The organism is Sphingobium yanoikuyae, assembly GCF_013001025.1.
Lineage (GTDB): Bacteria > Pseudomonadota > Alphaproteobacteria > Sphingomonadales > Sphingomonadaceae > Sphingobium > Sphingobium yanoikuyae_A.
Window position 1 is genome coordinate 2,570,001 of record NZ_CP053021.1, and the last position, 22,804, is coordinate 2,592,804.

General features: G+C 66.4%; 14 protein-coding genes and 1 pseudogene (1 of these 15 running past the window's edge). 5 read left to right on the plus strand and 10 right to left on the minus strand.

Annotated elements, in window-relative coordinates; genetic code table 11:
- From HH800_RS12620 to HH800_RS12630, 3 genes are all read left to right on the plus strand, one after another.
- A protein-coding gene (locus HH800_RS12620; RefSeq protein ID WP_235682111.1) for a TonB-dependent receptor domain-containing protein crosses the window boundary here: on the plus strand, positions 1-1,549 show its 3' portion. 989 nt of this gene lie to the left of the window's left edge; only the last 1,549 of its 2,538 coding nucleotides appear in the window; the start codon falls outside the window, past its left edge; its stop codon occupies positions 1,547-1,549.
- Between the two features lie 82 nt (positions 1,550-1,631).
- Positions 1,632-2,141, plus strand: a complete 510-nt coding sequence (locus HH800_RS12625) for an RNA polymerase sigma factor (protein ID WP_004207526.1) — start codon at positions 1,632-1,634, stop codon at positions 2,139-2,141.
- Positions 2,142-2,156: 15 nt separating this feature from the next.
- Positions 2,157-3,224 carry a FecR family protein gene (locus HH800_RS12630; protein WP_169861290.1) on the plus strand — a complete coding sequence of 356 codons (1,068 nt, stop codon included), beginning with the start codon at positions 2,157-2,159 and terminating at the stop codon, positions 3,222-3,224.
- A 42-nt stretch (positions 3,225-3,266) separates the two neighbouring features.
- On the opposite strand, the gene HH800_RS12635 is transcribed toward HH800_RS12630, so the two are convergent.
- The 4 genes from HH800_RS12635 to HH800_RS12650 form a co-directional block, all read right to left on the minus strand.
- Positions 3,267-5,999: a M14 family metallopeptidase gene (locus tag HH800_RS12635; RefSeq protein WP_169861291.1), complete on the minus strand. Its 2,733-nt coding sequence runs from the start codon at positions 5,997-5,999 to the stop codon at positions 3,267-3,269.
- Positions 6,000-6,088: 89 nt separating this feature from the next.
- Positions 6,089-7,885: a CIA30 family protein gene (locus tag HH800_RS12640; RefSeq protein ID WP_169861292.1), complete on the minus strand. Its 1,797-nt coding sequence runs from the start codon at positions 7,883-7,885 to the stop codon at positions 6,089-6,091.
- A gap of 25 nt (positions 7,886-7,910) precedes the next feature.
- Positions 7,911-10,382: a zinc-dependent metalloprotease gene (locus tag HH800_RS12645; RefSeq protein WP_169861293.1), complete on the minus strand. Its 2,472-nt coding sequence runs from the start codon at positions 10,380-10,382 to the stop codon at positions 7,911-7,913.
- A gap of 62 nt (positions 10,383-10,444) precedes the next feature.
- The gene (locus HH800_RS12650; protein ID WP_169861294.1) at positions 10,445-13,462 is read right to left on the minus strand and encodes a TonB-dependent receptor domain-containing protein; all 3,018 of its coding nucleotides are present in this window, start codon (positions 13,460-13,462) and stop codon (positions 10,445-10,447) included.
- A 241-nt stretch (positions 13,463-13,703) separates the two neighbouring features.
- Here HH800_RS12650 and HH800_RS12655 point away from each other — a divergent pair, with 241 nt between their 5' ends.
- Complete coding sequence (locus HH800_RS12655) at positions 13,704-15,152, plus strand: amidohydrolase (RefSeq protein ID WP_010336076.1); 1,449 nt, start codon at positions 13,704-13,706, stop codon at positions 15,150-15,152.
- A 19-nt stretch (positions 15,153-15,171) separates the two neighbouring features.
- Here the strand turns inward: HH800_RS12655 and HH800_RS12660 are convergent, their stop codons facing one another.
- From HH800_RS12660 to HH800_RS12680, 5 genes and pseudogenes are all read right to left on the minus strand, one after another.
- Positions 15,172-15,816 (minus strand): trimeric intracellular cation channel family protein, encoded by a 645-nt coding sequence (locus HH800_RS12660; RefSeq protein ID WP_069338221.1) that lies wholly within the window; start codon positions 15,814-15,816, stop codon positions 15,172-15,174.
- A 53-nt stretch (positions 15,817-15,869) separates the two neighbouring features.
- Positions 15,870-17,185, minus strand: a pseudogene (locus tag HH800_RS12665) (M20/M25/M40 family metallo-hydrolase).
- 98 nt (positions 17,186-17,283) lie between these two features.
- Positions 17,284-17,829 (minus strand): glutathione peroxidase, encoded by a 546-nt coding sequence (locus HH800_RS12670; protein ID WP_004207535.1) that lies wholly within the window; start codon positions 17,827-17,829, stop codon positions 17,284-17,286.
- 39 nt (positions 17,830-17,868) lie between these two features.
- The gene (locus tag HH800_RS12675; RefSeq protein ID WP_097383550.1) at positions 17,869-18,582 is read right to left on the minus strand and encodes a VIT1/CCC1 transporter family protein; all 714 of its coding nucleotides are present in this window, start codon (positions 18,580-18,582) and stop codon (positions 17,869-17,871) included.
- A 67-nt stretch (positions 18,583-18,649) separates the two neighbouring features.
- A complete protein-coding gene (locus tag HH800_RS12680; RefSeq protein WP_169861295.1) occupies positions 18,650-20,428 on the minus strand; it encodes an ABC-F family ATP-binding cassette domain-containing protein in 1,779 nt (592 codons plus the stop codon).
- 140 nt (positions 20,429-20,568) lie between these two features.
- Between HH800_RS12680 and HH800_RS12685 the strand changes: the two genes are divergently transcribed.
- Positions 20,569-21,294, plus strand: a complete 726-nt coding sequence (locus tag HH800_RS12685; RefSeq protein WP_169861296.1) for an SIMPL domain-containing protein — start codon at positions 20,569-20,571, stop codon at positions 21,292-21,294.
- A gap of 4 nt (positions 21,295-21,298) precedes the next feature.
- On the opposite strand, the gene HH800_RS12690 is transcribed toward HH800_RS12685, so the two are convergent.
- The gene (locus HH800_RS12690; protein WP_169861297.1) at positions 21,299-22,792 is read right to left on the minus strand and encodes a DUF389 domain-containing protein; all 1,494 of its coding nucleotides are present in this window, start codon (positions 22,790-22,792) and stop codon (positions 21,299-21,301) included.
- Positions 22,793-22,804 lie beyond the last annotated feature (12 nt).

The window sequence follows — 22,804 nt, forward strand, 5'->3', positions numbered from 1 at the left end:
CGACGACATATCGGGGCTGCGCCTGATCGCGCGGATCGTGCCGCAGCCTGATCTCGACATATCGGCGCTGCTCACCTGGCAGCATCGCCGCATTGCCGATGCCTCCTCCTGGTTCCAGTCGCTCGGCCCCTATCGCACCGATCGCTATTTCGCCGCGCCCACCACCCATGACTTCCTGATGGGGCGGCTCAAGATCGGCTATGGCGGCGGTCCGGTCCGCCTGACCAGCATCACCGCCGCCTATCGCTGGTCGCTCGACCGGCGTTATGATCGGACCAACGCCACCTTGTTGCAGGGGCAGGATCCCGAAGCCTGCCAACGCTATTTCGGGCTCGACAGTCCGTCCTGCGATCCGGCGCAGACGCAGCAGTTCGCCGATTATGCCGCCGGCCTCGCGCCGTCGCTGCTGCATATTCCGATCGTGTCGACCCGCATCCTGCAGGAATTGCGCCTGGGCCATGACAATGCCCATGGGCTGGGCTGGGTGGCGGGCGTGCTGATCGATCATCGGAGCGAGCGGCTGCGCAGCGAACTCTCCTCCTACAGCGGTGATCCCGATGTGACCGGCGAACTGTTCGGCGCCCGCCGGCTGGCGATCAGCCGAGACCAGGCGGCGCTGTTCGGCACCCTCTCCTATCGCGAGGATGATCTGCTGGTCTCGCTCGGCCTGCGCTATGACGATTATCGCGTCGCGTCGCAGAATGACGTGGTCGTGCCCAACCTGCTCAGCGGATCGATCGACTCCTGGCCGCGCACCGTCAGCCGCTCGGGCGGGCTCAGCACCCGCGTCCATATCGACCTGCCGATCGCGCCGGGCGCCAGCTGGCATACCCAGCTGACGCGCAGCATCCGGCCGGGCGGGGTCAATACGGCCTCGGTATTGCTGCCCGACCGGCGCACCTATGATGGCGACAGCTTGTGGGGCGCTGAACTGGGCTTCAACCTGCATCTCTGGCGCGACAGCGAGATGACGCTGACCGCCTATATGAACGACTGGCGCGACATGCAGTATCGGGCGCTGTCGGAAAATCGCTCGCACGCCTATCTGGTCAATGTCGGCAATGCGATGATCCTGGGCACCGAGTTCGAACTGGTCGCCCGGCCGCTGCCGGGCCTGACCGCCCGACTGGAAGCCAGCCTGATCCGCGCCGACCTGACCCGCGTCTCCGACGCCGCTCCGCTGGTCGGCGGCGCCGACAAGGGCGACAGCATCCCCTTCGTGCCGCATCGCCGGTTGCAGGCCAGCCTGGCGCGCAGCTGGTCGGTCGGCGGCCATGGCCAGCTGACGGTCGAGGGCGACTGGCAATATCAGTCGGGTTCCTGGTCCACCTTCACCCGCGAGGATCCCGATTTCGTCGAGACCTCCGGCTTCTCACTGTTCGGCGCGGGGGTTAGCTGGCGCCGTGAACGGACCAGCCTGTCGCTGCGCGCGCGCAATATTTTCAACCGCGTCGCGAATTTGCGCGCGGTGACTAACGGATATGGGGTCGGTCAAACGTTCAGTTCAGGACCGCGATCGATCCTGCTGAGCTGGGACCGGCATTGGTGATGCGGGTCGCCGGGGCGGCCCGCAAGGGGTTTGAAAGCGCGGACAAGGGGTTTCGGGGTTGAACCGTCTATCAGGATCGTCGTTGCCGCAACCGGGCGGGGCGGAAAACAGGGCGACCGACTATTCCGCCTATATCCCGGCGCTGCGCCGCTATTTTGCCCGCCGCGTCACCAGCGCCCATATCGTCGATGACCTGGTGCAGGACGTGATGCTGCGCATGCATGTGCGCCAGTCGCCCGACGGCATCGACAATCTGGAAGGCTATATCTTCCGCACCGCGTCCAGCGTATTGCGCGATCAGGCGCGGCGCGATCAGGTCCGTCATGCCAAGGGGCATGATGAACTGACGGAAAAGGATCATCCTGCTGAGGAACGGACCGCCGACCGCGTCTTACAGGCAAGGGAAGAGATCGCCCAGGTCGTCCGCGCGCTGGAAGAGCTGCCGGAACGGACCCGCGACATCTTCCTGATGCGGCGCTACGAAGGGCTGGCCTATGGCGATATTGCAGAAAGGCTGGGCATTTCGGTGAGCGCGATCGAGAAACATGTCGCCAAGGCCGTCGCGCATATCGCCCGGCGCATGGCACGATAGGATAGCGGTCACTTCATGACCCAGGACGGGGACGACCCCTTCGACATCGCCGCCGCCCATTGGGCGCGGTTGCAGTCCGGCACGGCGACATCCGCCGAGCGGGCGGCGATCGCCGCCTGGTGCGACGCGGCCCCGGCGCATCGCGCGGCCATGGCCGCGGTCGAGCGCGGCTGGGACGTCGCCGGCGCTGCGAAACAGGATGATGCGATCGCGGCGATGCTCGCCCAGATGCAGGCGCGCCAGAGCGAAGCTTCCGCCCCCTTGGCCAGCCGCCGCCCGTGGCGCGCGGCCTTGCTGGCAGCCTCGCTGACCGCGCTGCTGGCGGTGCCGGCGACGCTCTGGTTCACCAGCCGGCCTGCCGACCATCCCGTGCCGCCTGCCCTGTCCGGCGAACAGGTGGCGCAGGCTGCGGGCACGCGCCTGTTCAGCCCGGCCGGCCGCCGCCGCAATATCCAGCTGCCCGATGGTTCGCGCGTGATCCTGGACGCCGACAGTGCGATCCGCTTCGCCTTCTCCACCGACAAGCGGGCGGTCGCGCTGGAGACGGGCCGCGCCTATTTCGCCGTTCAGAAGGACAAGAGCCGCCCCTTCAGCGTATCGGCCGGCAAGCTCACGGCCACGGCGGTCGGCACCGCCTTCGACGTGTCGCGCCTTTCGGGCCGGGAACAGGTGACCACCACCGAGGGGCTTGTCCGCGTCGTGACGGCTGCGGCAACCCACAATGGCAGCCGCGCCACCCTGTTGCCCGCCGGCATGCGCCTGACCCAGAAGGATCAGAGCGTTTCGGTCGACCCGGTCGACGTGACCCGCGAAAGCGCCTGGCGCGACGGGCGCATCGTCTTCACCGGCCGCTGCCTGTCCGACGTCGCGGCGGAAATGAACCGCTATGGCTCGGGCCGGCTGGAGGTGAAGGAGGATGCCGCGCATATCGCCATCAGCGGTGTGTTCGACATCGACAATGCCGATGGCCTGGCCGAAGCGCTGGAGCAACAGGGGCTGGTGCATGTAGCACGTAGCGCCGACCGGATCGTCCTGACCCGCGGCGACCAGATCATCCCCGGCGACTGCGCCGTCCGGGGCTGATCCAAAAAAAACGGGGCGTCCGATGACGCCCCGCTCCTTTCCTTATTTCCGATCGGCCGCGCCATAGAGCAGCGCGTTGAACAGGAATTTGAACGTGCCATAGGATTGAGCGCGCTGCGCCACTTCCGGCCCCATCACCAGCAGCTTGCCCTTGCCGACATCGACATCGGCGACGGCAATCGTGCCGGCCAGCTTCTCCTGTCCCACGGCCCAGCCGCTGCGCAGCAGATCGCGGCCCTCGAACCAGGACACCTGGCCATAGGGGGTGGCATTCGCCGTCACGAAGGTCTGCGAGCGGTTGAAGAACATGTCCACCTGATCGGGCAGGCCATAGGCCAGCGGCTGGCGGTTATCGACGCGCGCGCGCAGGATCGATCCGGGGATGAAGAAGCTCTTGGTGTCGAGCGGCTTCATCGTCCCCTCCACCTCGCGGGACAATGCAGGCTTGAGCGGCGTGCCGAGCAGGTCGATGAAGCGGGCCGAATTGCCGATCGCCACCACCGCGCCGCCATTGCGGGCGAAGTCCGCGACCGCCGGCACCGTCTTGGCATCGGTCAGGTCGCCCAGCATCGGCACGAACTCGGCCGGCGTATCCTTGACGTCCGGCTGCTTGCCGGCGCGCGCCATTCCCCAGGCCCCGCTCGGCGGCAACGCGCCGTCGGCGAACAGCAGCACATCATAGTCCTTGGCCAGATTGCCCGCATCCAGACGCTTGGCATAGACCGGCGCGAACGGGAATTCGAACTTCTCCAGCAGGAAGCGGGTCCATCCGGTCGGGATATTGCCGCCATAGCGATCGACCAGGCCGATGCGCAGGGGTTTGAGCGCAATGCGCTCACCCTGCGGCGCGGCGTCGAGCGCATGAGCGGTCAGGCCCAGCTGCGTCACCGCGTCGCCGACGATCTTCTGCGCGCCGGCCGATGCCGGGATCCAGATCGCGCCGGCCTGCATCGCCTCGCCATCGGCGCTCACCGCCTGCTTCAACCAGGCCGGACGCACGCCGGCCTTCAACAGGCGGTTGGTCAGGATGAAGCTGTTGTTGCTTTCATGGCCGACGATCCAGCCCGCCTTGCCCTGCCCCACGATCCGGCCGGGCGGCGGCGCCAGCAGATCGGGGACCGGGGTAAAATGCTGGTCCAGCCCGTCGAGCAGCCGGTCGAAGCCGATCCCCATCTGATAGGCCAAAGTATAGCCGGTAATGTCATAGGGCGCCTTGGGCGGGCCGCCGGGGAAATCCGTATCGTGCGGATGGTCCTGCGGCTCGAACATGTCGATCACATGCGGGCGATAGGCCTGATCGGTGCGCACGATATAGGAACCGGCGGCATAGTTTTTGCCGCCCGCCTGGAACGGCGCGTCGGCCCGCTCCACCTCGACGCCATTCTTGATAAGCGCGTTGAGGAAGGCGATCGCGGTCGGCATGTCGCGCTGGTCGGCGGGGATGATGTAAGCGCGCGGATCGCGCTCGGCCGGGGCCTGCAGCATCGTCTTGTAGAGGCCGGGATCGACCTTCTTGGGGCCGCGCCCTTCGTCGAGCGCCTTGGCATTGGCCAGCCGGTCGACCTTGGACGGGGTGATGGTCCAGCCATCCCTGCTGCCCTTCTCGATGCTGTTGGCGCCCATCTTCCAGATGTTGAACAACAGCCGCTCGCGATTGCGCGAGGCATAGTCGATGACGGCACGGTCCAGCGTCCACTGATAGTCGAGCGAATCCTGCAAATGCCAGTCGCGCGGGCCGATCGGCATCATCTCGTCGCCGCGCGGCAACTGGGTCGATGGCACCAGCGGGATCTTCGCCGGGGTCGGCCCGCCGATGATCTCGGTCAGCAGGCCGATGCTGTTGTGGAAATAGGCGACCGATCGTTCCATGCCATTGTGCCAGGTCGAATAGGGCGCCGCGCTGCGCGTGCCGGACCCGGCCTTGCCCTCGGAAATCAGGCGCGAATGCATGGCGAAGCCGACTTCGTTGAGCTGCGCCATGACGATCGGGTCATAATTGAAATTGAACGGATCGCGGAACGGCGGCACGAACACCACCATGCCCTCCGGCCCGGTCTGATGCTGGTTGTAGACGATCTGCGGATACCATTGGCGGAACAGCACCCGATTGACATTCTCGGTCTCGGGCATCGCCGCCATGAAGCTGTCGCGGTTATTATCGTGGCCGATATATTTCTGGTAGAGGCGCGGCAGCGTCGCCATCTCGCGCTTCTTGGGGTCGGCCGAGCGCATATACCAGTTGGCGACCAGTTCCATGCCGTCGGGATTGTCATGCGCGAACAGGATGATGCAGTCGTCCAGCATGCGCATCGTTTCCGGGTCCGACTGGGTCAGCATCCGGTAGAGCACCTGGATCTGCCCCTGCGACGTCACCGTTTCGGTCGCATGCATGCCCGCGTCGATCCAGACCACTGCCTTGCCCTGCGCCGCCAGCATGCGCGCCTGCGCCTCGTCCACGCCATGGGCGCGGGCCAGTTTCTCGGCAATGGCGCGATACTCGTCGAGCTTGGCCAGGTTCGCGGGCGAGGAGACGATTGCCATCCACTGGCTGCGCCCTTCCGCGCTCTTGCCGATGTCGACCAGCTTCATCCGGTCGCTCTGGGTCGCCAGCTTCTGGAGATAGGCCTCATATTCGCTGTAGTTGGCGAGATAATAGTCGGTCCCCGGCGGCTGCTTGAAGAAGCGCTCGGGCGGCGTCGGCGTGCTGGTCTGGGCCGCAGCGGGAACTGCCTGCAACAGCAGCGCGCCCGACAGGAAAAGCCAATGGGGTTTCATGCAATCTCTCCAGATATCTGGTCGTAAGCGGGCAGAAAGAGGAAAGGGCGCGATGCTCGATCGCGCCCTTTGAAATAGGCCGTCAGCCCTTAGTAGAAGCGGACATTGTCGATCTGCAACCACATGCGCTTGCCGGGACCGCGCGATCCGCCGAACTCGACCTGGGTGATGCCGTCACCGGTGAAGGCCGGGCCGACCTTGCCGCGCCGCTCGACCGGCTTGAACTGGTTGAACGGCACCTCGACCGCAGCCCAGCCCGCGCCGCCCTGCACCTGCGCTTCCCAGACGCCGTCTAGGCCATTCAGGCGAACGGTATAGGCGCCGTCGCCCTTCAGCTCGAAGCGCAGGCCCTTATAGCCGCTGATCTTCGCCGGGGTGATCGACCCGCGGCTCAGCGGAATGGCAAAGCCGGCATAGGCCGCTTCCTTGACCGCCATGCGCGCCGACAGCGACAGCGCCTTGCCGCCCTCGTCGCGCGGCACCGTCTGGGTGATCTCGACCGACCGGTCGATGCCGCCATCGGGCGTGTCGACGCGCAGCGTGTCGATCGACGAGCGGCGATCGTCGCGCTCGAAATCGTCGATCAGCGCAGGCACGCTGATCGAGGGCAGACGGTCGGTCTTGTTGGCGGCGGGCAGCGCCGGGGCGCCGGCGCCATAGGCCAGCTTGCCGTCGATCAGCACCTGCGACACCTTGTAGACATCCTTGATGTTGGTCCAGGGGGTGCCGTCGATCAGCACGATGTCGGCGCGCTTGCCGACCGCGATGGTGCCGCGATCGGCATCGATGCGCATGATCTTCGCGCTGGTCTGGGTGCCGGCGACCAGCGCCTGGCTGGGCGTCAGGCCGGCCTGTACCAGCAATTCCATCTCGTGCAGGGTCGACGGACCATGCGGCGTGCCCGGCATGCCCGCATCGGTGCCCAGCGCGATCGGCACGCCGGCATCGAACAGTGCCTTCACATTGCCCAGCGCAAAGCCGAACTTGCGGAATGTCTGCTTCAGGCGCGGATCGTCCGCCTTCACGTCGCCGCGCTTATAGGGATCATAGACCGCCAGCGTCGGCGCCATAGCCATGCCGCTCTGCTTGATCGCGGCGACTTCCTCGGCGGTGATCGGCCGGTCCTGCAGGCCATGGGCCAGCGAATCCACGCCCGCCCGCGCCGCGACCAGGCCGCGATCGACGGTGACGGTGTGGGTCAGCACCGGCCAGTTCTGGACATGCGCCGCATCGACCGTGGCCTTCAGCGTCCATTCGTCCATGCTGGTATTGTCGGGCGACACGCCATAGCGCCAGCCGTCGGAGAAGATCTTCACCAAATCGGGCTGATAGGGCACCAGGCTTTCGATCGCGGCCTTGCCGGCGGCGGGGGTGTTGACCCAGATGGTGGTGGCCTGATCGGCCCAGTCGGCGCCATGGCCGCCGGGCGTGCTGATCCGCGCGGCAAAGCGGACATGGGGGGCGTTCATCTGGCCCAGCCAGGCGCGCAGCGGCGCGAACGCCTCGGGCGCTTCGTTGAAATCATTCACCGTGGTCACGCCGGCCGCGACATAGGCATTGGCGATCTGCGGGAAGGTGCTGGGGCTGCCGCCGGCTGTCCAATGGGTATGGACGTCGAAGAATCCGGGCAGCAGCGCCTTGCCCTTGGCGTTGATGACCCTGGCGCCGCGCGGCACCTTCACATCGGCGCCAACGGCGGTGATGCGGCCATCCTGGATAAGCACGGTGCCGGGCGCGGGCGCCGCGCCGGTGCCGTCGAAAATGGTCGCGCCGACGATGGCGACCGTGCCGCCATCGGCCGGGGCCGAGACGGAGGCGGCGGAATGCAGCGCGATCGGCAGGGCGATGGCCGAGGCCAGCAGAGCAGTGACAACAGATTTACGCATGGGACTTCCCCCTCAAAGGCAATGATTAGTCTTCGGTCGCCGGCACCGCCGGCATGCAGAACCAGCATTCGGCATCGCTGCCGATCGGCGCGCCCGGCGGGATCGGCGGCGGCGGCGCGATCGGCTCGGCCAGCTTGGCGCGCTCCTCGGGCGAGGCCATCAGCATTGTGGCAAGATAGCGATTATGCGCAGCGTCGGCGGCGGCGCCGCGCTTGCCGAGGCGCCCGGCCAGGCTTTCCATATGCGCCCGCACGATCGCGATCGCGGTCGACGACACTTGCTTGTCATCGGCTAGGCTGATGAGGCGCAGGACATAGCGGGCACGGACCTGCCGCGCGATTTCCGCCTGCCGGCCCATTGCCCCGGCGGCCATCACCCGATCGTCGATCGCGCCCAGATATTCGTCGAGCGACAGCTGGCCGGCATCGGCGGCATGCTGCGCCACCAGCCGATTGAGCCGCTCGGGCGCCAGCATCGCGATGAAGCTGCCGTCGGCCGCCACTTCTGCCGCGCGCGCCCAGTCGAAGGCGGCGGCGGTGCGGCCGGGCAGCAGTTCGATGTCGGTCTGGCGGTCGCTCATGCCCGACTGGATCGATGACAGGAAAGGTGACAGGCGATCGGGCAGATCGAGCGCGGCGGGGTCGAGCGTCGCGAGCAGCGCGCGCAGCGCGGCCCGCTGCTGCGCGGCGTCGACCGGCAGCGCCTGCTCATGGCCATCGCCCTTTACCGCATAGCTGTAATCCACCCCGCCGATCAGCTTCGACGCGGCCGTCACCTGGTAACGGTGGAACAGGTAGATCGGCACGATCATCCGGCGCAGGTCGGCGGCGGCCGCCCCGGCCGGCAGATTGTCGAGGCCGAAGCGATCGAGCGCGATCCGGCGCACATCCATGATATGGGTGAGCTGCGCGGCGGCATCCGTGCCGTCATCCCACATATTGCCCCAGGGCTGGGCATCGCCATCGCCGCGTGTGTCACCATCGGCGACAAAGCGATAGCCCTTGGCCTGGACCGCGCGGGTCATGGCGTCGAGCGCCCCCTTCTCGTCGGTGCCGGCCGGGAACTGGCGATAGAGCCAGTCGATCGCGAACCTGTCCCAGGCGCCAACGCCGGTGGCATAGGCGTCGGAAAAGTCGAGCGCACCATCCCGCACGGCGATGCGCGGCGCGGGATAGTCCATCACCGACGCCCGGTTCTCGAAGGTCGAACCGGCGAAATTATGTGACAGGCCCAGCGCATGGCCGACCTCATGCACGGCCAACTGGCGCAGCCGCGCCTTGACCAGCATGATCGGGTCGTCGCTGGCACCGGTGCCCTCCTTCGCCGCGCCGGCCAGCCCCTCGAAGATCAGCTTGTCCTGCCAGGCGCGCAGCGATCCCAGCTGCACCACGCCGCGCACGATCTCGCCGCTGCGCGGATCGACGATGGTGGTGCCGGTCGACCAGCCGCGCGTCTCGCGATGGACCCAGGCGATGACATTGTAGCGCGCGTCCATCGGGTTGGCGCCGACCGGCAGTTCCTCGACCCGGAAGGCGTCGACGAAGCCGGCCGCATCGAACGCCTGCGCCCACCATTGCGCGCCTTCCTTCAGCGCATCGCGGATCGCCTGCGGCGCGGCACGGTCGACATAGAAGATGATCGGCTTCTTGACTGCCGAACGCTCGGCATTGGGATCGGTCTTTTCCAGCCGGAACCGGCGGACCAGCCGGGTGACGATCGGCTCGTCCAGCGCGGCGGCATAATTGTTGCGGATGACCTGGACCGACGTGCCGGTGCGCGGATCATGGGCGCGCGTGTGGAAATTGGCGTCGGGCAGGCGGATGAAGCTGTGATGCACCCGCACCGTCAGCCCGCGCGCATCGGGCAGCACCCGCTCGATGCTGCGCCCCGGCTCGTCGCTGGTGAAGGTCAGCGCCGCCTCGAACTCGACATTGTCCGGGAAGGCCAGGCTCTGCGCCGGATCGACATAGGACAGCGCCGGCGCAATCTTGAAACTGCCGGCCTTGGTCGCCTTCAGCCGCCCGGCAACGTCAAAGGCATCGCGCATCAGCAGGCCGGACAGGTCGACCGTGATGCCCTTGTCATCTTCGCTGACAATATCGCCCGACCAGATCGGCGAATTGGAGAAGGAGCGCGCGACCGCCTGTTCCTCGCCGGCGTCTCCGTTGAGCGCGCGGAAGCGGTAATTCTCGAACTCGGCCAGCACCTTGTTGCCGACCTTGCGAAACAGCAGCACCTGCGTCTCGCCCAGTCGCGCGCGATCCAGGCCGATCTCGGCTGCGCCCAGGCCGCCCGCGATCGAGGGGGTGTAGAGATAGCGGGCGATGACGCCATTGGCGCCCGCCCTGGGCAGGACGATCTTCTGCCCGCCCGCCAGCGTGAATAGGCTGGCCGGGGCCGGACTTGCCGCTACCGGCGCAGGCTGGGCCAGCGCGGTGCCGGCCGGCACGCTCAGAATCATCAGGGCGACAAGCGGCAGCGCGCGCAGCGATTTCATCAATAACATGTCCCGAAAGCAAAAAATGGGCACCGGCGCGATGGCCGGTGCCCCAGGAGGCATCAGAATTTGTGGCTGACGTTCAAGTACCAATAGCGACGCAGCGGCGAATAAAGCTGGCCCTGATAGCCACTGGACGACAGCGGCGGCGCCTTGTCGAACAGGTTGCGCACGCCAATCCGCATGCTGGTGCCGCTCAGCGATCCCTCGGTGAAGCGATACTGGCCATAGAGGTTCGCCGTGGTGGTCGCCTTGACCGTCCAGTAATCGCCGTCGGCGTCGATCAGGCCGGTGTCATAGACCTTGCCGGTATATTGGGCGAAGGCACCGACCGTCACGTTGTTCAGCGACCAGGTGAGCGATGCCGAACCGCGCCACTTGGGCTTGCGGTCGAGCTGCAACAGGCTGCGGCCGCCCGAGATGTTGACGGCGGCGTCGATGTCGCCCGCGTCCTGCGCCGCCAGCAGTTCGGCGATGCCCGGCGAGGGTTCCTGATAATATTTCAGGAAGTGCGACGCATTGACCGCGAAGTTGAAGCTACCCACGCTGGTTTCGGGCGTGCGATAGGTCAGGTTGAAGTCCAGGCCCTTCACCGTCTGCGGCTGCAAATTGGTATATTGGTCGAGGACGTAGAGAACCTCGCCCGCCGGGGTCAGGCCGGTGCCGGCAAAGGCTTCGACATCCGAAGCGGTCGCCGCGGCGCGGATCACGTTCGGATTGCTCGAACCCTGCTTGCGCAGCAGATAGTCGAGGATCAGCGCATTGCCTTCGCCGAAGATGCCGACCAGGCCGGTCTGGCGCACCCGCCACCAGTCGGTGGTGAAGGTCAGATGGCCCATGCCGTCGGGCAGCGGCGGCTCCAGCACGACGCCGAAGGACAGGGTCTTTGCCCGTTCAGGATCGAGATCCGGGTTACCCGAGCGCCGGGCCGAGGTGGTCTGCGCCCGCGAACATTGCGAGAAGTCGGTGATGCGGCCGGCGCGAACGTCCGCCTCGCACATGATATAGTCGGTGCGGCTGTTCGCGCGCGTGACGACCGTCGCGTTGGTCTGCTCCAGGTTCGGCGCACGGAACGACTTGGCCCAGGAACCACGGAAGCGGATGCCGCGCACCACTTCCCAGGCGCCGGCGATCTTCGGCACGGCGACATCGCCGAAATCGCTATAATGTTCGTAACGGCCAGCCAGCTGGAGATCCAGGCTGCGCACCAGCGGAATGTCCATTTCCGGCGAAACCAGCGGCACGGCAAATTCCGCATAGGCGCCGAACACTTCGCGATGGCCGCTGGTGTCGTTGTTGAGCGCCGAGTTGACGAAGTCGCCCGAGACCGCGCCGGTCAGCGGATCGGTGTAGGTGATGGTGCCGTCGATGCGCGGATCGCGATCGTCAAGCTGGGTCTCGCGCCGTGCCTCGATGCCGGCGGCAAAGCCGACATTGCCACCCGGCAGGGTGAACAGGTCGCTCTTGGAGATGCGGAAGTCATAGGTCGCCAGCGTCGACTTGGTATAGCGGACCAGTTCCTCGCGCATCGCGTCGATGGTCGACTGGCTGTTCACCGACGTGCCGAAGATATTATAGGCTTCGGGAGTCGAGAGCGACAGATATTCCTGCAGCTTGGTGCGGCTGATATTGTCGCTGACGTCGCGGGCCCAGGCTTCGGAATAGCTGATCGCGCTTTCCCAGTTGAAGCCGTTGAACTCGCCGCGCAGGCCGGCCAGCAGGCGATATTGCTGGTTGGTCACGGTGACGTTCATCGGACCGAAGTCCTCGAACAGATAATTGTTGATGGTGAGCGGCAGACCCTCGGCCGGGGCATTGGTGCCGGCCAGGCGGTTGGGATTGACGGTGCCGTTGGCGAACACGGCCTGACCCAGCGGGTTCCAGTAATTGCTCGCCGGCACATAGATCGGGATCGAGCTGAGCGTCGCGACCGGGCTCTGCTGCGCCCTGGTCTTGCTGCGATAGAAGCCGGCTTCGGCGAAGAAGGTGACATCGTCGCTGATGTCATAATGGCCGGTCATGAACAGGTTGAGGCGGTTGAGGCGCGGCATGATCGACGTGCCCTGCGCCAGCGAGTCATAACGCAGGTCGCGGTCCGCGCCCGCTGTCGCCATCGCACCATTCTGGATGCAGCGATCATTGCCGATCGCGGCGACGCAGCCCGTGCTGCTGGTCGGCTGCAGGTGGAACTGGCCCGATGCGTTGGTCAGGGACGTGCCGTTGATGGTGACGGGCACATTGCCATAGGTGCGCAGATTGGCGAAGGGCGTGGTGGTCGACCGGCCGTCAAGCGAGGTCGAGCCTTCGAATGCAGTGCCTTCGAACAGGCCACGGCGGTCGGAGGATTCGGTATAATATTGCTCGGTCGAATCCAGGCCAGTGCCATGGTCATAGCTGCCGAACAGGGTGATGTTGCCGCGATTTTCGGCGAAGTTGGTGCCAATCACGCCATTGCCGTTGAACTCGCGCAGGCCGGTGCCTTCCGCGCCGCCATATTGCAGCGACAGTTCCGCGCCCTGATAATCGGTCTTGAGCACGGTGTTGACCACACCCGCCACCGCGTCCGCGCCGTAAATGGCGGCCGCGCCGTCGCGCAGCACTTCCAGCCGCTCCAGCCCGTTCACCGGGATGGCATTGGTGTTGTAGCTCAGCACCGGCACCAGCTGGTCGTTCGCCTGGCTGGTCGGGTGGGCGACGACACGGCGGCCGTTCAGCAGCACCAGCGTGTTGCCGATGCCCAGGCTGCGCAGGTCGAGCGAGCCGACGTCGCCGCGCGCGCCGTTGGAGCTGCCGGGCAGATACTGGCTGTTGAACTGGACGTCGCCAAATTGCGGGATCGAACGGAACAGTTCGTCGCCCGACACGGCGGCAGCGCTCTTGATCTCGTCGGTCGATACCACCGTGACCGGCAGCGCCTCGTTGATCTTGGCGCCCTTGATCTGCGAGCCGACGACGACGATGCCGTCCGCCGCATCCGCCGCCGGGGCGGCGTCCTGCGCAAATGCGCTGCCTGCGGTCATGGCCCATCCCATGGCGATCAGGCTCGCCGCGCAGGCTCCCTTGTTCCGATACACACCCATATGTCTTCCCCTGGCTCCCGCCATCCGATCCCTTCGGATGGGCTCTGATCTTTTGAGGTTGTCCCCTCGTCCGGCTGCGTGGCCGGAAACCCTCTCATTGTCGGAGACGCAGGCCCGAAAATTTCCCCCATCAAAAATTTCACTTTTGTGATGGTGGTATCCATCGCCCTGATCGATAAGCCGTTTCACCAGTGGGGGATGGTGCTGACCGCCCCGCTTCATGCAGCCAGGGGATCCATCCATGTCACGCTTCGCCCGCTCCTTCCTTGCCCTCCTCGCGCTCGGTGCATCGGCGCCCGCCCTGGCCGGGCCGCTGGCCGATGGCGACAAGATGGCGATCATGGCGGATGTCGATCGCGGCGCCGACACGCTGGCCAAGAACGCCCTGCAGATCTGGAACTATGCCGAAATCGGCTTTCAGGAGACCAAGAGTTCGGCCCTGTTGCAGCAGCAGCTGAAGGCCGCCGGCTTCACGGTCGAGGCCGGGATCGCCGGCATGCCGACCGCCTTCGTCGCCCGCTTCAGGACCGGCGACGGCCCGGTCATCGGCCTGCTCGCCGAATATGACGCGCTGCCCGGCCTGCCGCAGGCGGCCGAGCCGGTGCGCAAGCCGATCGAGGGCATTGCCGGCCATGGCTGCGGCCATAATCTGTTCGGCGCAGCCTCGGTCGCGGCTGCCATCGCCACCAAGGACTGGATGGTCGCGCACAAGATCAAGGGCGAGCTGCGCCTCTATGGCACCCCGGCGGAGGAAGGCGGATCGGGCAAGGTCTTCATCGTCCGCGCGGGCCTCACCAAGGACGTGTCGGCGATGATCCACTGGCATGCCGCCGACAGCAACAGCGCGTCGCAGAATACCGCACTCGCCAATATCAGCGGCAAGTTCCGCTTCCACGGCACCGCCGCCCATGCCGCCGCCGCGCCCGAACGTGGCCGCTCCGCGCTCGACGGGGTCGAAGCGATGGACGCCATGGTCAACATGATGCGCGAACATGTGCCGCAGGAAACTCGCATCCATTATGTCATCACCGATGGCGGCAAGGCGCCCAATGTCGTGCCCGATACGGCCGAGGTCTATTATTATGTCCGCCACCCCAATCAGCAGGTGGTCGCCGACATCATGGACCGGGTGAAGAAGGCGGCCGAGGGCGCGGCCATGGGCACCGGCACCACGGTCGAGTTCAACCAGGTCGGCGGCACCTTCGACCTGCTGCCCAACGACACGCTGGGCCATGTCATGTACGACAATCTGAAACAGGTGACCCTGCCCAGCTATAATGCGCAGGAGCAGGCTTTCATCACCCAGATCCAGTCGAGCTTCCCCAAGGGCACGCGCATGGGCGATGGCAGCGTCGAAGCCTATAGCAGCGGCGGCCTGACGCCGGCCTCCACCGATGTCGGCGATGTCAGCTACACGACCCCGACGGTCGGCATGGTCGCGGCCACCTGGGCGCCGGGCACCCCGCCGCACAGCTGGCAGGCGGTCGCCGCCAGCGGCACCAGCGTCGGCACCAAGGGCGCGGTCGTCGCCGCCAAGGCGATGGCGCTGACCGCCGCGCAACTGTTCCAGAGCCCGGACACGCTGGCGGAGGCCAAGGCCGAACTGGATCGCCGTCGCGGCAAGGATTTCGTCTATCGCTCGCTGCTGGGCGACAAGGGACCAGCGCTGGAATATCGAAACGGGAAGTGACGATCCCGAAGCAGGACGATCACTCGCCCGCCTCCTTGTAGGCGGGCAACCCCAGCCCACGGCGGATTGCCAGCGCCCGCAGGCCAAATCCCAGCAGCGCCGCGATCACGCCGGCGACCGGCACATCCAGCCCGGCCAGCCGCAGCAGCACGAACAGGCCGGAGGCGAACGCTGCGGCCGTGACATAGAGTTCCGGGCGCAGCAGGATCGACGGCTCGCCCGCCAGCGTGTCGCGCATGATCCCGCCGACGCAGCCGGTGACCACGCCCATCATTCCCGCGACAAAGGGCGGCACGCCAAAGCTCATCGCCTTAGCCGCGCCAAAGACCGCGAAGGCAGCCAGCCCGATCGCATCGAGCCAGTCGAGCGCATGATCGCTCCACCAGCAGCGCGGCGTGATCCAGACGGTAATGGCGGCGGCCATGCAGACAATCGAAGGCGCCGGATCATGGATCCAGAAGACCGGCGCATCGATCAGCAGGTCGCGCACCGTGCCGCCGCCCACCCCGGTCAGCAGGGCGAAGAAGGCAAAGGTCACCAATGTCTGGCGCAGGCGCGCGGCAGCCAATGCGCCGGAAGCCCCGAAGACGAAGGTGCCGATCAGGCTCAACGCCTCCAGCACTGGTCCGATATGGGTGGCGATCGTCGGGGTCGGCGGCAGCATGGCTTTCCGTAGCCGCTATCGGGCGCCAGCGGAAGCCGGCGCCCGAGGATCGATCATTTCCGGCCCTTCTCGGCCGACAAACGGGTCATCAATATGGCCGCCCGCTTGGCCTGGCGCGGCATGGTGGACAGGTCCGCCTTTTCCGCCGGGCTATGGTCGCCGGTCGAGGCGAGGCCAAGACCCACCAGCCCGTCGACATCCTGCGCGACGAAGCTGATATCGCCGGCGCCGCGCTTGAGCGGATCAAGCTCAGGCATTTCGGGCAGGCCCAGATCCTTGTTGATGCCATTGAGCTTGCCCAGCAGCGCGCGGTTGCCCGCGGTTGGTGCCATGGAGGGATAGCCCAGGTCAAAGGCGATGCTGGCACCAGTGCCGGGCAGATGGCCGGTATCGACGATCGCCTGCATCTTCGCCCGCACCCGCTCGGTCTGGTCCTGGCTGAGCGTGCGGAAATCGCCCTTGGCGACAGCGATCGGCGGGATGATGTTGGTCTTGCCGGTCACGGCGATGCGCACCCCGTCCTTGTCGACATCGGCGCTCTGGCCGCCACCGATCAGGCCGACATTGAAGGTCAGGTTGGGTTCCGGCAATTCCTTGCGGAAAGCGGTGATGATCCGCGCCATTTCATAGACGGCGCCATCACCGGCGGCGGCGGAGAAGATGCCCGAACTGTGCGCCGACTTGCCGCTGGTGGTCAGCGTCCAGCTGTTGGAGGAGCGACGCGCGATCGAGCCCATATCCTTGCCGTCCTCGCGGCTCAGCCCCTCGAAATCGAGCGCGACGTCGGCCCGCTTGCCGGCCGCGATCAGGTCAGCACGGGAAATCGAGACCGGATCGCCCGAAGCCTCCTCGTCACCGGTCAGCACCACCTCGATATTAGCGTTCTTCAGCGTGCCAGCCGCCTGCATCGCCTTCAGGCCAGCAGCATCGTCACCACCCCGCCCTTGTCGTCGCCGACACCCGGTCCGGCCGCCCAGTCGCCCTCGCGCTTGAAGGTCTGGAACGGGGAGTCCGGCTCGAACACCGTGTCGAGATGGCCGATCAGCAGCATCTTCGTCGTGCCCACCTTGCCCCTGTGAACGGCGATAAAATGGCCGGCGCGCTTGACCTGATCCATCGGTTTCCAGGTGACGACGAAGCCCAGCGCCTCGAACTCGGGACGCAGCATGTCGGCCACCGCCTTGACGCCGGCGACATTCATCGACCCGCTATTCTGGTTCACGATCTTTTCGAGGAGGGTGATCGCGGGCTCATGGCCGGCATCGACGCTGGCGCCGATCTTCTGTTCGGCCGGGCTCAGCGCCGCCTGTGCCGTGGTCGCCAGCAGCATCGCGCCGCACAGCGCCGCCTTCACAATAGTCTGTCGCATGGGTTCGTAACTTCACCGAAACAAAGGAAAATGGGCCGCTCCGGGGCAGCCGTAGAATAGAACGGGTGGCGCGCGCAGACACGCCACCCGTCGGATGTTTATTTCGCCAGTTCGGCTTCGATCGCAGCAACCAGCGCCGGATCGTCGGGCGCCGTCGTCGGCGCGAAACGGGCCGCGACGCTGCCATCCTTGGCGATCACGAATTTCTCGAAATTCCACAGGATTTCCGGCACCGGATTGGGCGTCATGCCATAGCCCTTGAGCCGCTCGCGAAAACTGTCGCCATCGCCCTGCGCCTCGGGCAGGGCGCTCGTCAGTGCGGCATAAAGCGGATGCTTGTCCGGCCCGCTGACCACGATCTTCTCGAACATCGGGAAATCGACGCCGAAATTGGTGGTGCAGAAGGTCGCGATCTCGTCATTGCTGCCCGGTTCCTGAGCGCCGAAATCATTGGCCGGGAAGCCCGCGACCACCAGCCCCTTGTCCCGATAATCGGCATAGAGCTTTTCCAGCCCCTCATATTGCGGCGTCAGCCCGCATTTGGAGGCGACATTGACCGCAAGCACCACCTTGCCGGCATAATCGGCCAGGGTCGCGTCGGCGCCCTTGATGGTCTTGAGCGGTATCTGCTGGATTGCGGTCATGCATCATCTCCCTTGGATATCAGGCGGCGGACCTTGCCATCATATGGCGGCGCCGAAAAGATGCCCTGCCGCCGCCGTCACAGCCATCGCCAGCGCGCCCCAGAAGAAGGTACGCAGCATCGACCGCCCCGGCCGCGCCCCGCCCAGCCGCGCCCCGACATAGCCCAGCAGCAACAGGCAGAGCAGCGACACCGGCACGACGCTGATCCCGGCCAGCGACGGCGCGATGGCCGCGGCGACTACCGGTGGCGCCGCGCCACAGGCGAAGCTCGCCGCCGAGGCCAGCCCTGCCTGCACCGGGCGCGGCGTGCTGAGGTCGGAAATGCCCAGCTCATCGCGGGCATGGGCGCCCAGCGGATCGGTCGCCATCAACTGGGTAGCCACCTGCCCAGCCAAGTCCCGGTCCAGCCCGCGCTCGACATAAATGTCGCGCAGCTCCTCCCATTCCGCATGAGGCTGCGTCGCCAGCGCCTTCTTTTCCTTGGCAAGATCTGCACGCTCTGTGTCCGACTGGGCACTCACCGACACATATTCGCCCGCCGCCATCGACATGGCGCCGGCGACCAGCGCGGCGATGCCGGACAGCAGGATGGACTCGCCCGTCGCACCCGATGCGGCGATGCCTGTCATCAGGCTGGCGGTCGATACAATCCCATCATTGGCGCCCAGCACGGCAGCGCGCAGCCAGCCGACCCGATTGACATAATGAACGGCATGATGCGGCCGTGGCGGCTCGACGCGCGGCGTGGTCATATGATGGAGCCCCCTGTCAGATCATCCAGCCCGTTGGCTATCAGATGCAGAGGGCAGCGCAAGGGGTTCAGCCCAGCCCCTCGGCCTTCTCCGCCAGTTCCAGCCAGCGTTCCTCGGCCGCGTCCTTCTCGGCGCGCGCCTTCTCGATCGCAGCGGTCAGCGCGGCGAATTTCTTGGGATCGCGGGTATAGAGCGCGGGATCGGCCAGCGCCTCCTCGTCGCGGGCGATCGCCGCCTCCAGTTCCTCGATCTTCTTGGGCAGCAGGTCGAGGTCGCGCTGGTCCTTGTAGGTCAGCTTAGTCGAGGCCGGCTTGGGCGGCGGCGGTGCCGCAGCCTCCTTCTTCTCCGCCTTGGGCGCGCGGCGCGGATCGCGCTTGGCGATCCAGTCGGCATAGCCGCCGACGATCACGTCGACCTTGCCCGATCCGTCGAGGCCGAGCGTAACGGTCACGGTGCGATCGAGGAAATCGCGGTCATGGCTGACGATCAGCACCGTGCCATCATAATCCGCGATCACTTCCTGCAGCAGGTCGAGCGTTTCGAGGTCAAGGTCGTTGGTCGGTTCGTCCAGCACCAGCAGGTTGGATTCGCGGGCAAATTCGCGCGCGAACAGCAGACGCGAACGCTCGCCACCCGACAGGGTGCCGACCTTCGCCTCGGCCAGCGAGGGATCGAACAGGAAGTCCTTGAGATAGCCATGGACATGTTTGCGGACGCCGCGCACGTCGATCCAGTCGCCGCCCTCGGCCAGCACGTCGCGCACGCTCTTGTCGCCCTGCATCAGGCTGCGCTGCTGGTCGATGAAGATCATGTCCAGCGTCTTGGCCAGCGTCACCGCGCCGCTGTCGGGCGCCAGTTCGCCGGTCAGCAGCTTGAGCAAGGTCGACTTGCCCGCACCATTGCCGCCGACGATGCCGATCCGGTCGCCACGCTGCACGCGCAGGGAAAAGTCGTTGATGATGGTGCGGTCACCGAATGTCTTGGTGACATGCTCGGCCTTGATGACGCTCTTGGTCTTGCTGTCGTCGCTCGCCACCGCGATCTTGGCGGTGCCCTGCGGCCCCTGCATCGCGGCACGCTGGGCGCGCATCTCCCACAGCTTGGCGAGGCGCCCCTGGTTGCGCTTGCGCCGTGCGGTCACACCGCGCTCCAGCCAGTGCGCCTCGATCTTGAGCTTGGCGTCCAGCTTCTCGGCGGCGCGCGCCTCCTCGGCATAGACCGCTTCCATCCAGTCCTCGAAACCGCCGAAGCCGATCTCGTTGCGGCGCATCTGGCCACGGTCGAGCCACAGCGTCTGGCGGGTCAGGCGGGTCAGGAAGGCGCGGTCATGGCTGATGACGATGAAGGCGCCGGTATAGCGGGCGAGCCAGCTTTCCAGCCAGTCGATCGCAGCGATATCCAGATGGTTGGTCGGCTCGTCCAGCAGCAGCAGGTCGGGTTCACTCGCCAGCGCGCGGGCGATCGCGGCGCGGCGGCGCTCACCGCCGCTCGCGGTAGCGACCTCGCGCGACAGGTCGATGCCCAACTGGTCGGCGATCGCCTCCACCTCATGGGCGGGCGGCGCGAATGCGCCGGCCAGCGCGAAATCATGCAGCGTCTTGAAGGCGCTGACGTCCGGATCCTGTTCCAGCGTCACCACCCGCGCGCCCGGCTGTACCGAACGAATGCCCTCATCCGCCTCGATCTGGCCGCCGATCAGCTTGAGCAAGGTGGTCTTGCCCGCGCCGTTGCGCCCGATCAGCGCCAGCCGGTCACGCTGGCCGACATGGATGTCGATATGCCGGAACAGCCAGTGACTGCCCTGCGAGAGGCCGAGATTTTCGAAGGAGAGAATGGGTGCTGCCATGGCGGTGCAGCTAGGGCCTATCGGGCGTCGGGGCAAGGGTGGAACCGGAAAGCTGTCGGACGGCTTTCAACGCAGGACAGCGTCCATTCATCGCACCCCGGCCAAAAACGGGTGCAGGACTTACAGAGGAGACCATGTCCATGAAATCCGCTCTCGCCCTGATGGCGCTCGGCGCCGCCGCACTGCCTGTCGCGGCTGTTGCCCAGACCAGCGTCACCATCGCCGAGACCGCGCCGGTGGTGACGTTGAACGTCACCGAAAGCGTCGAGGCCGCACCTGACGTCGCGACCATCGGCACCGGCGTCCAGACCAAGGCCCCGACCGCGGCCCAGGCGATGAAGGACAATGCCGCCAAGATGGACGGGCTGATCGCGGCGCTGGCCAAGGCCGGCATCGCCAAGACCGACATCCAGACCAGCGGCATCAACCTCAACGCCCAATATGATTACAGCAACCGCGACGGTCAGCCGTCCGGTCCGCGCTTCCTGGGCTATGAGGCGTCGAACCAGCTGAGCGTCAAGGTACGCGACGTGAAGAAGGTTGGCGCGCTGCTCGATACGCTGGTGCAGGCCGGCGCGACCAACATCAACGGGCCCAGCTTCTTGGTCGAGGATCCGAGCCCGCTGCAGGCCCAGGCCCGCGCCACCGCGCTCAAGACCGCCAAGGCCCAGGCCGATTTCTATGCCCAGGCGGCGGGCTATCGCTCGGCCCGGCTGGTTTCGATCTCGGAAAGCAGCAGTGGCGGCAATGCGCCGATGCCGCTGATGGCCGCCCGGTTCAAGGCCGACGCCGCACCGACCCCGGTGGAACCGGGCCAGGTCAGCGCATCGATCAGCCTGACGGTCCAGTACGCGCTGGAACGCTAAACCGTCATTCCTCGACGCGCCAGTGCGGCACCGCAAGGTCCGCGCTGGCGCCTTTGACCAGCCGTGCGTCGACGCCACGATCGGCAAAGGGCTTGAGCAGCCTCTCATGCCCCTCCCCCTTGATCGACAGGTCGATCGGCAGGCCGGTGCGCTGCGCCGCCCACAGGACAAGCGCCAGCCGATCCTTGTCCGTCACGGCCCCTGCATCATCCAGCGCGAGCGACGGCAGTGACAGGGTCGGCGGCGTAATCTCTATCGCCCAGCCCGGCGTTGCCGCCGCCGCCCGCCGCTCCAGCGCCCAATAGGCGCCAAGGCCCGCATCCGGCAAAGCCCGCGCCCGCACCACCGCCCGTTTGCGCGCGGTATCCACCGTCACCGCATCGGGATTGACACCGGCGACCAGCGCCAGCCGGTCGGTCAGGCGATCGACCTGGCCCTGCACCTCACGCCGGGCGGTCTGGGCGGCGAGCAGCTGGGCATTGTCGGCATCCGTCCCCTCACCCACCCGGATCTGTTCGATATCCAGCGCCACCGGCTTGCCCAGCATGTCGCCCAGGATATGGCCGGCCCGCGCGGAGGCGTCGCGCTCATAATGGCTGGTGAGGACGCTGGCGGTCACGGCAAGCGGCCTGGCGGCAAAATCCAGGTCGAGCTGCGCGATCCGGGCGCCATCGGGGAATTCGCGCCGGATGACGTCGCGGGCATCGCGGGCGGCCCGCGCTTCCCAGGCGATCTGGCCGAGCGACAGGCCGAGCGGCACTGCCAGCGCCAGGAAGATGGCACCGATGAAAACCATCTGCAGCCAGCTCTGGCTGGGCGACAGCCGCCGGCCAAAGCCATAGAGCCGCGCCATGATCGCCGCGGCCAGCGCGATCGTCACGAAATTGGTGAAGAAGAGCAGGAAGGCACCGCCCGCGACCGTCGCATTGAGCGTCGCCAGTCCAAAGCCGACGGTTGCCAGCGGCGGCATCAGCGCGGTGGCGATTGCGACGCCGACGATCGTGCCGGCCTTGCCGCGAATCATCGCATAGGCGCCCGCCAGCGCGGAAAAGAGCGCGACCATCAGGTCGAACAGATTGGGCCGGGTGCGCGCGGCGATTTCACTGGTCACCGTCTGCAACGGCGACAGCAGGACGATGAAGGCGGTGAACGCAATCGCCACCAGCGCCCCGCCCGCCAGCGCGACGATCGTCCGGCGGATTTCACGCGCATCGGTCATGGCGAGGCCAAAGCCCAGCCCGACGATCGGCCCCATCAGCGGTGAGATCAGCATCGCGCCGATCACCACGGCCGGCGAGGAGAGCAGCAGGCCGAGCACCGCAATGCCCGCCGACATCAGGATCATGAAGGCATAGGACGGGCTCCAGCCATCATCGACCCGCACCCTTTCGAGCACCGCCTGATGATCGATCCCACGGATCACATGGCTACGCCACCAGCGCGGAACGGAGCGCCACAAGGGCGCATCGGCTACGGGCCTGTCATCTTCATTCTGCATGGTTGGCAAGCC

Bases quoted from the DNA above. Each gene is read 5' to 3' on its own strand.
- HH800_RS12630 (WP_169861290.1), top strand. From the start codon at position 2,157: ATGACCCAGGACGGGGACGACCCCTTCGACATCGCCGCCGCCCATTGG.
- HH800_RS12635 (WP_169861291.1), bottom strand. From the start codon at position 5,999: ATGAAACCCCATTGGCTTTTCCTGTCGGGCGCGCTGCTGTTGCAGGCA.
- HH800_RS12640 (WP_169861292.1), bottom strand. From the start codon at position 7,885: ATGCGTAAATCTGTTGTCACTGCTCTGCTGGCCTCGGCCATCGCCCTG.
- HH800_RS12645 (WP_169861293.1), bottom strand. From the start codon at position 10,382: ATGAAATCGCTGCGCGCGCTGCCGCTTGTCGCCCTGATGATTCTGAGC.
- HH800_RS12650 (WP_169861294.1), bottom strand. From the start codon at position 13,462: ATGGGTGTGTATCGGAACAAGGGAGCCTGCGCGGCGAGCCTGATCGCC.
- HH800_RS12655 (WP_010336076.1), top strand. From the start codon at position 13,704: ATGTCACGCTTCGCCCGCTCCTTCCTTGCCCTCCTCGCGCTCGGTGCA.
- HH800_RS12660 (WP_069338221.1), bottom strand. From the start codon at position 15,816: ATGCTGCCGCCGACCCCGACGATCGCCACCCATATCGGACCAGTGCTG.
- HH800_RS12670 (WP_004207535.1), bottom strand. From the start codon at position 17,829: ATGACCGCAATCCAGCAGATACCGCTCAAGACCATCAAGGGCGCCGAC.
- HH800_RS12675 (WP_097383550.1), bottom strand. From the start codon at position 18,582: ATGACCACGCCGCGCGTCGAGCCGCCACGGCCGCATCATGCCGTTCAT.
- HH800_RS12680 (WP_169861295.1), bottom strand. From the start codon at position 20,428: ATGGCAGCACCCATTCTCTCCTTCGAAAATCTCGGCCTCTCGCAGGGC.
- HH800_RS12685 (WP_169861296.1), top strand. From the start codon at position 20,569: ATGAAATCCGCTCTCGCCCTGATGGCGCTCGGCGCCGCCGCACTGCCT.
- HH800_RS12690 (WP_169861297.1), bottom strand. From the start codon at position 22,792: ATGCAGAATGAAGATGACAGGCCCGTAGCCGATGCGCCCTTGTGGCGC.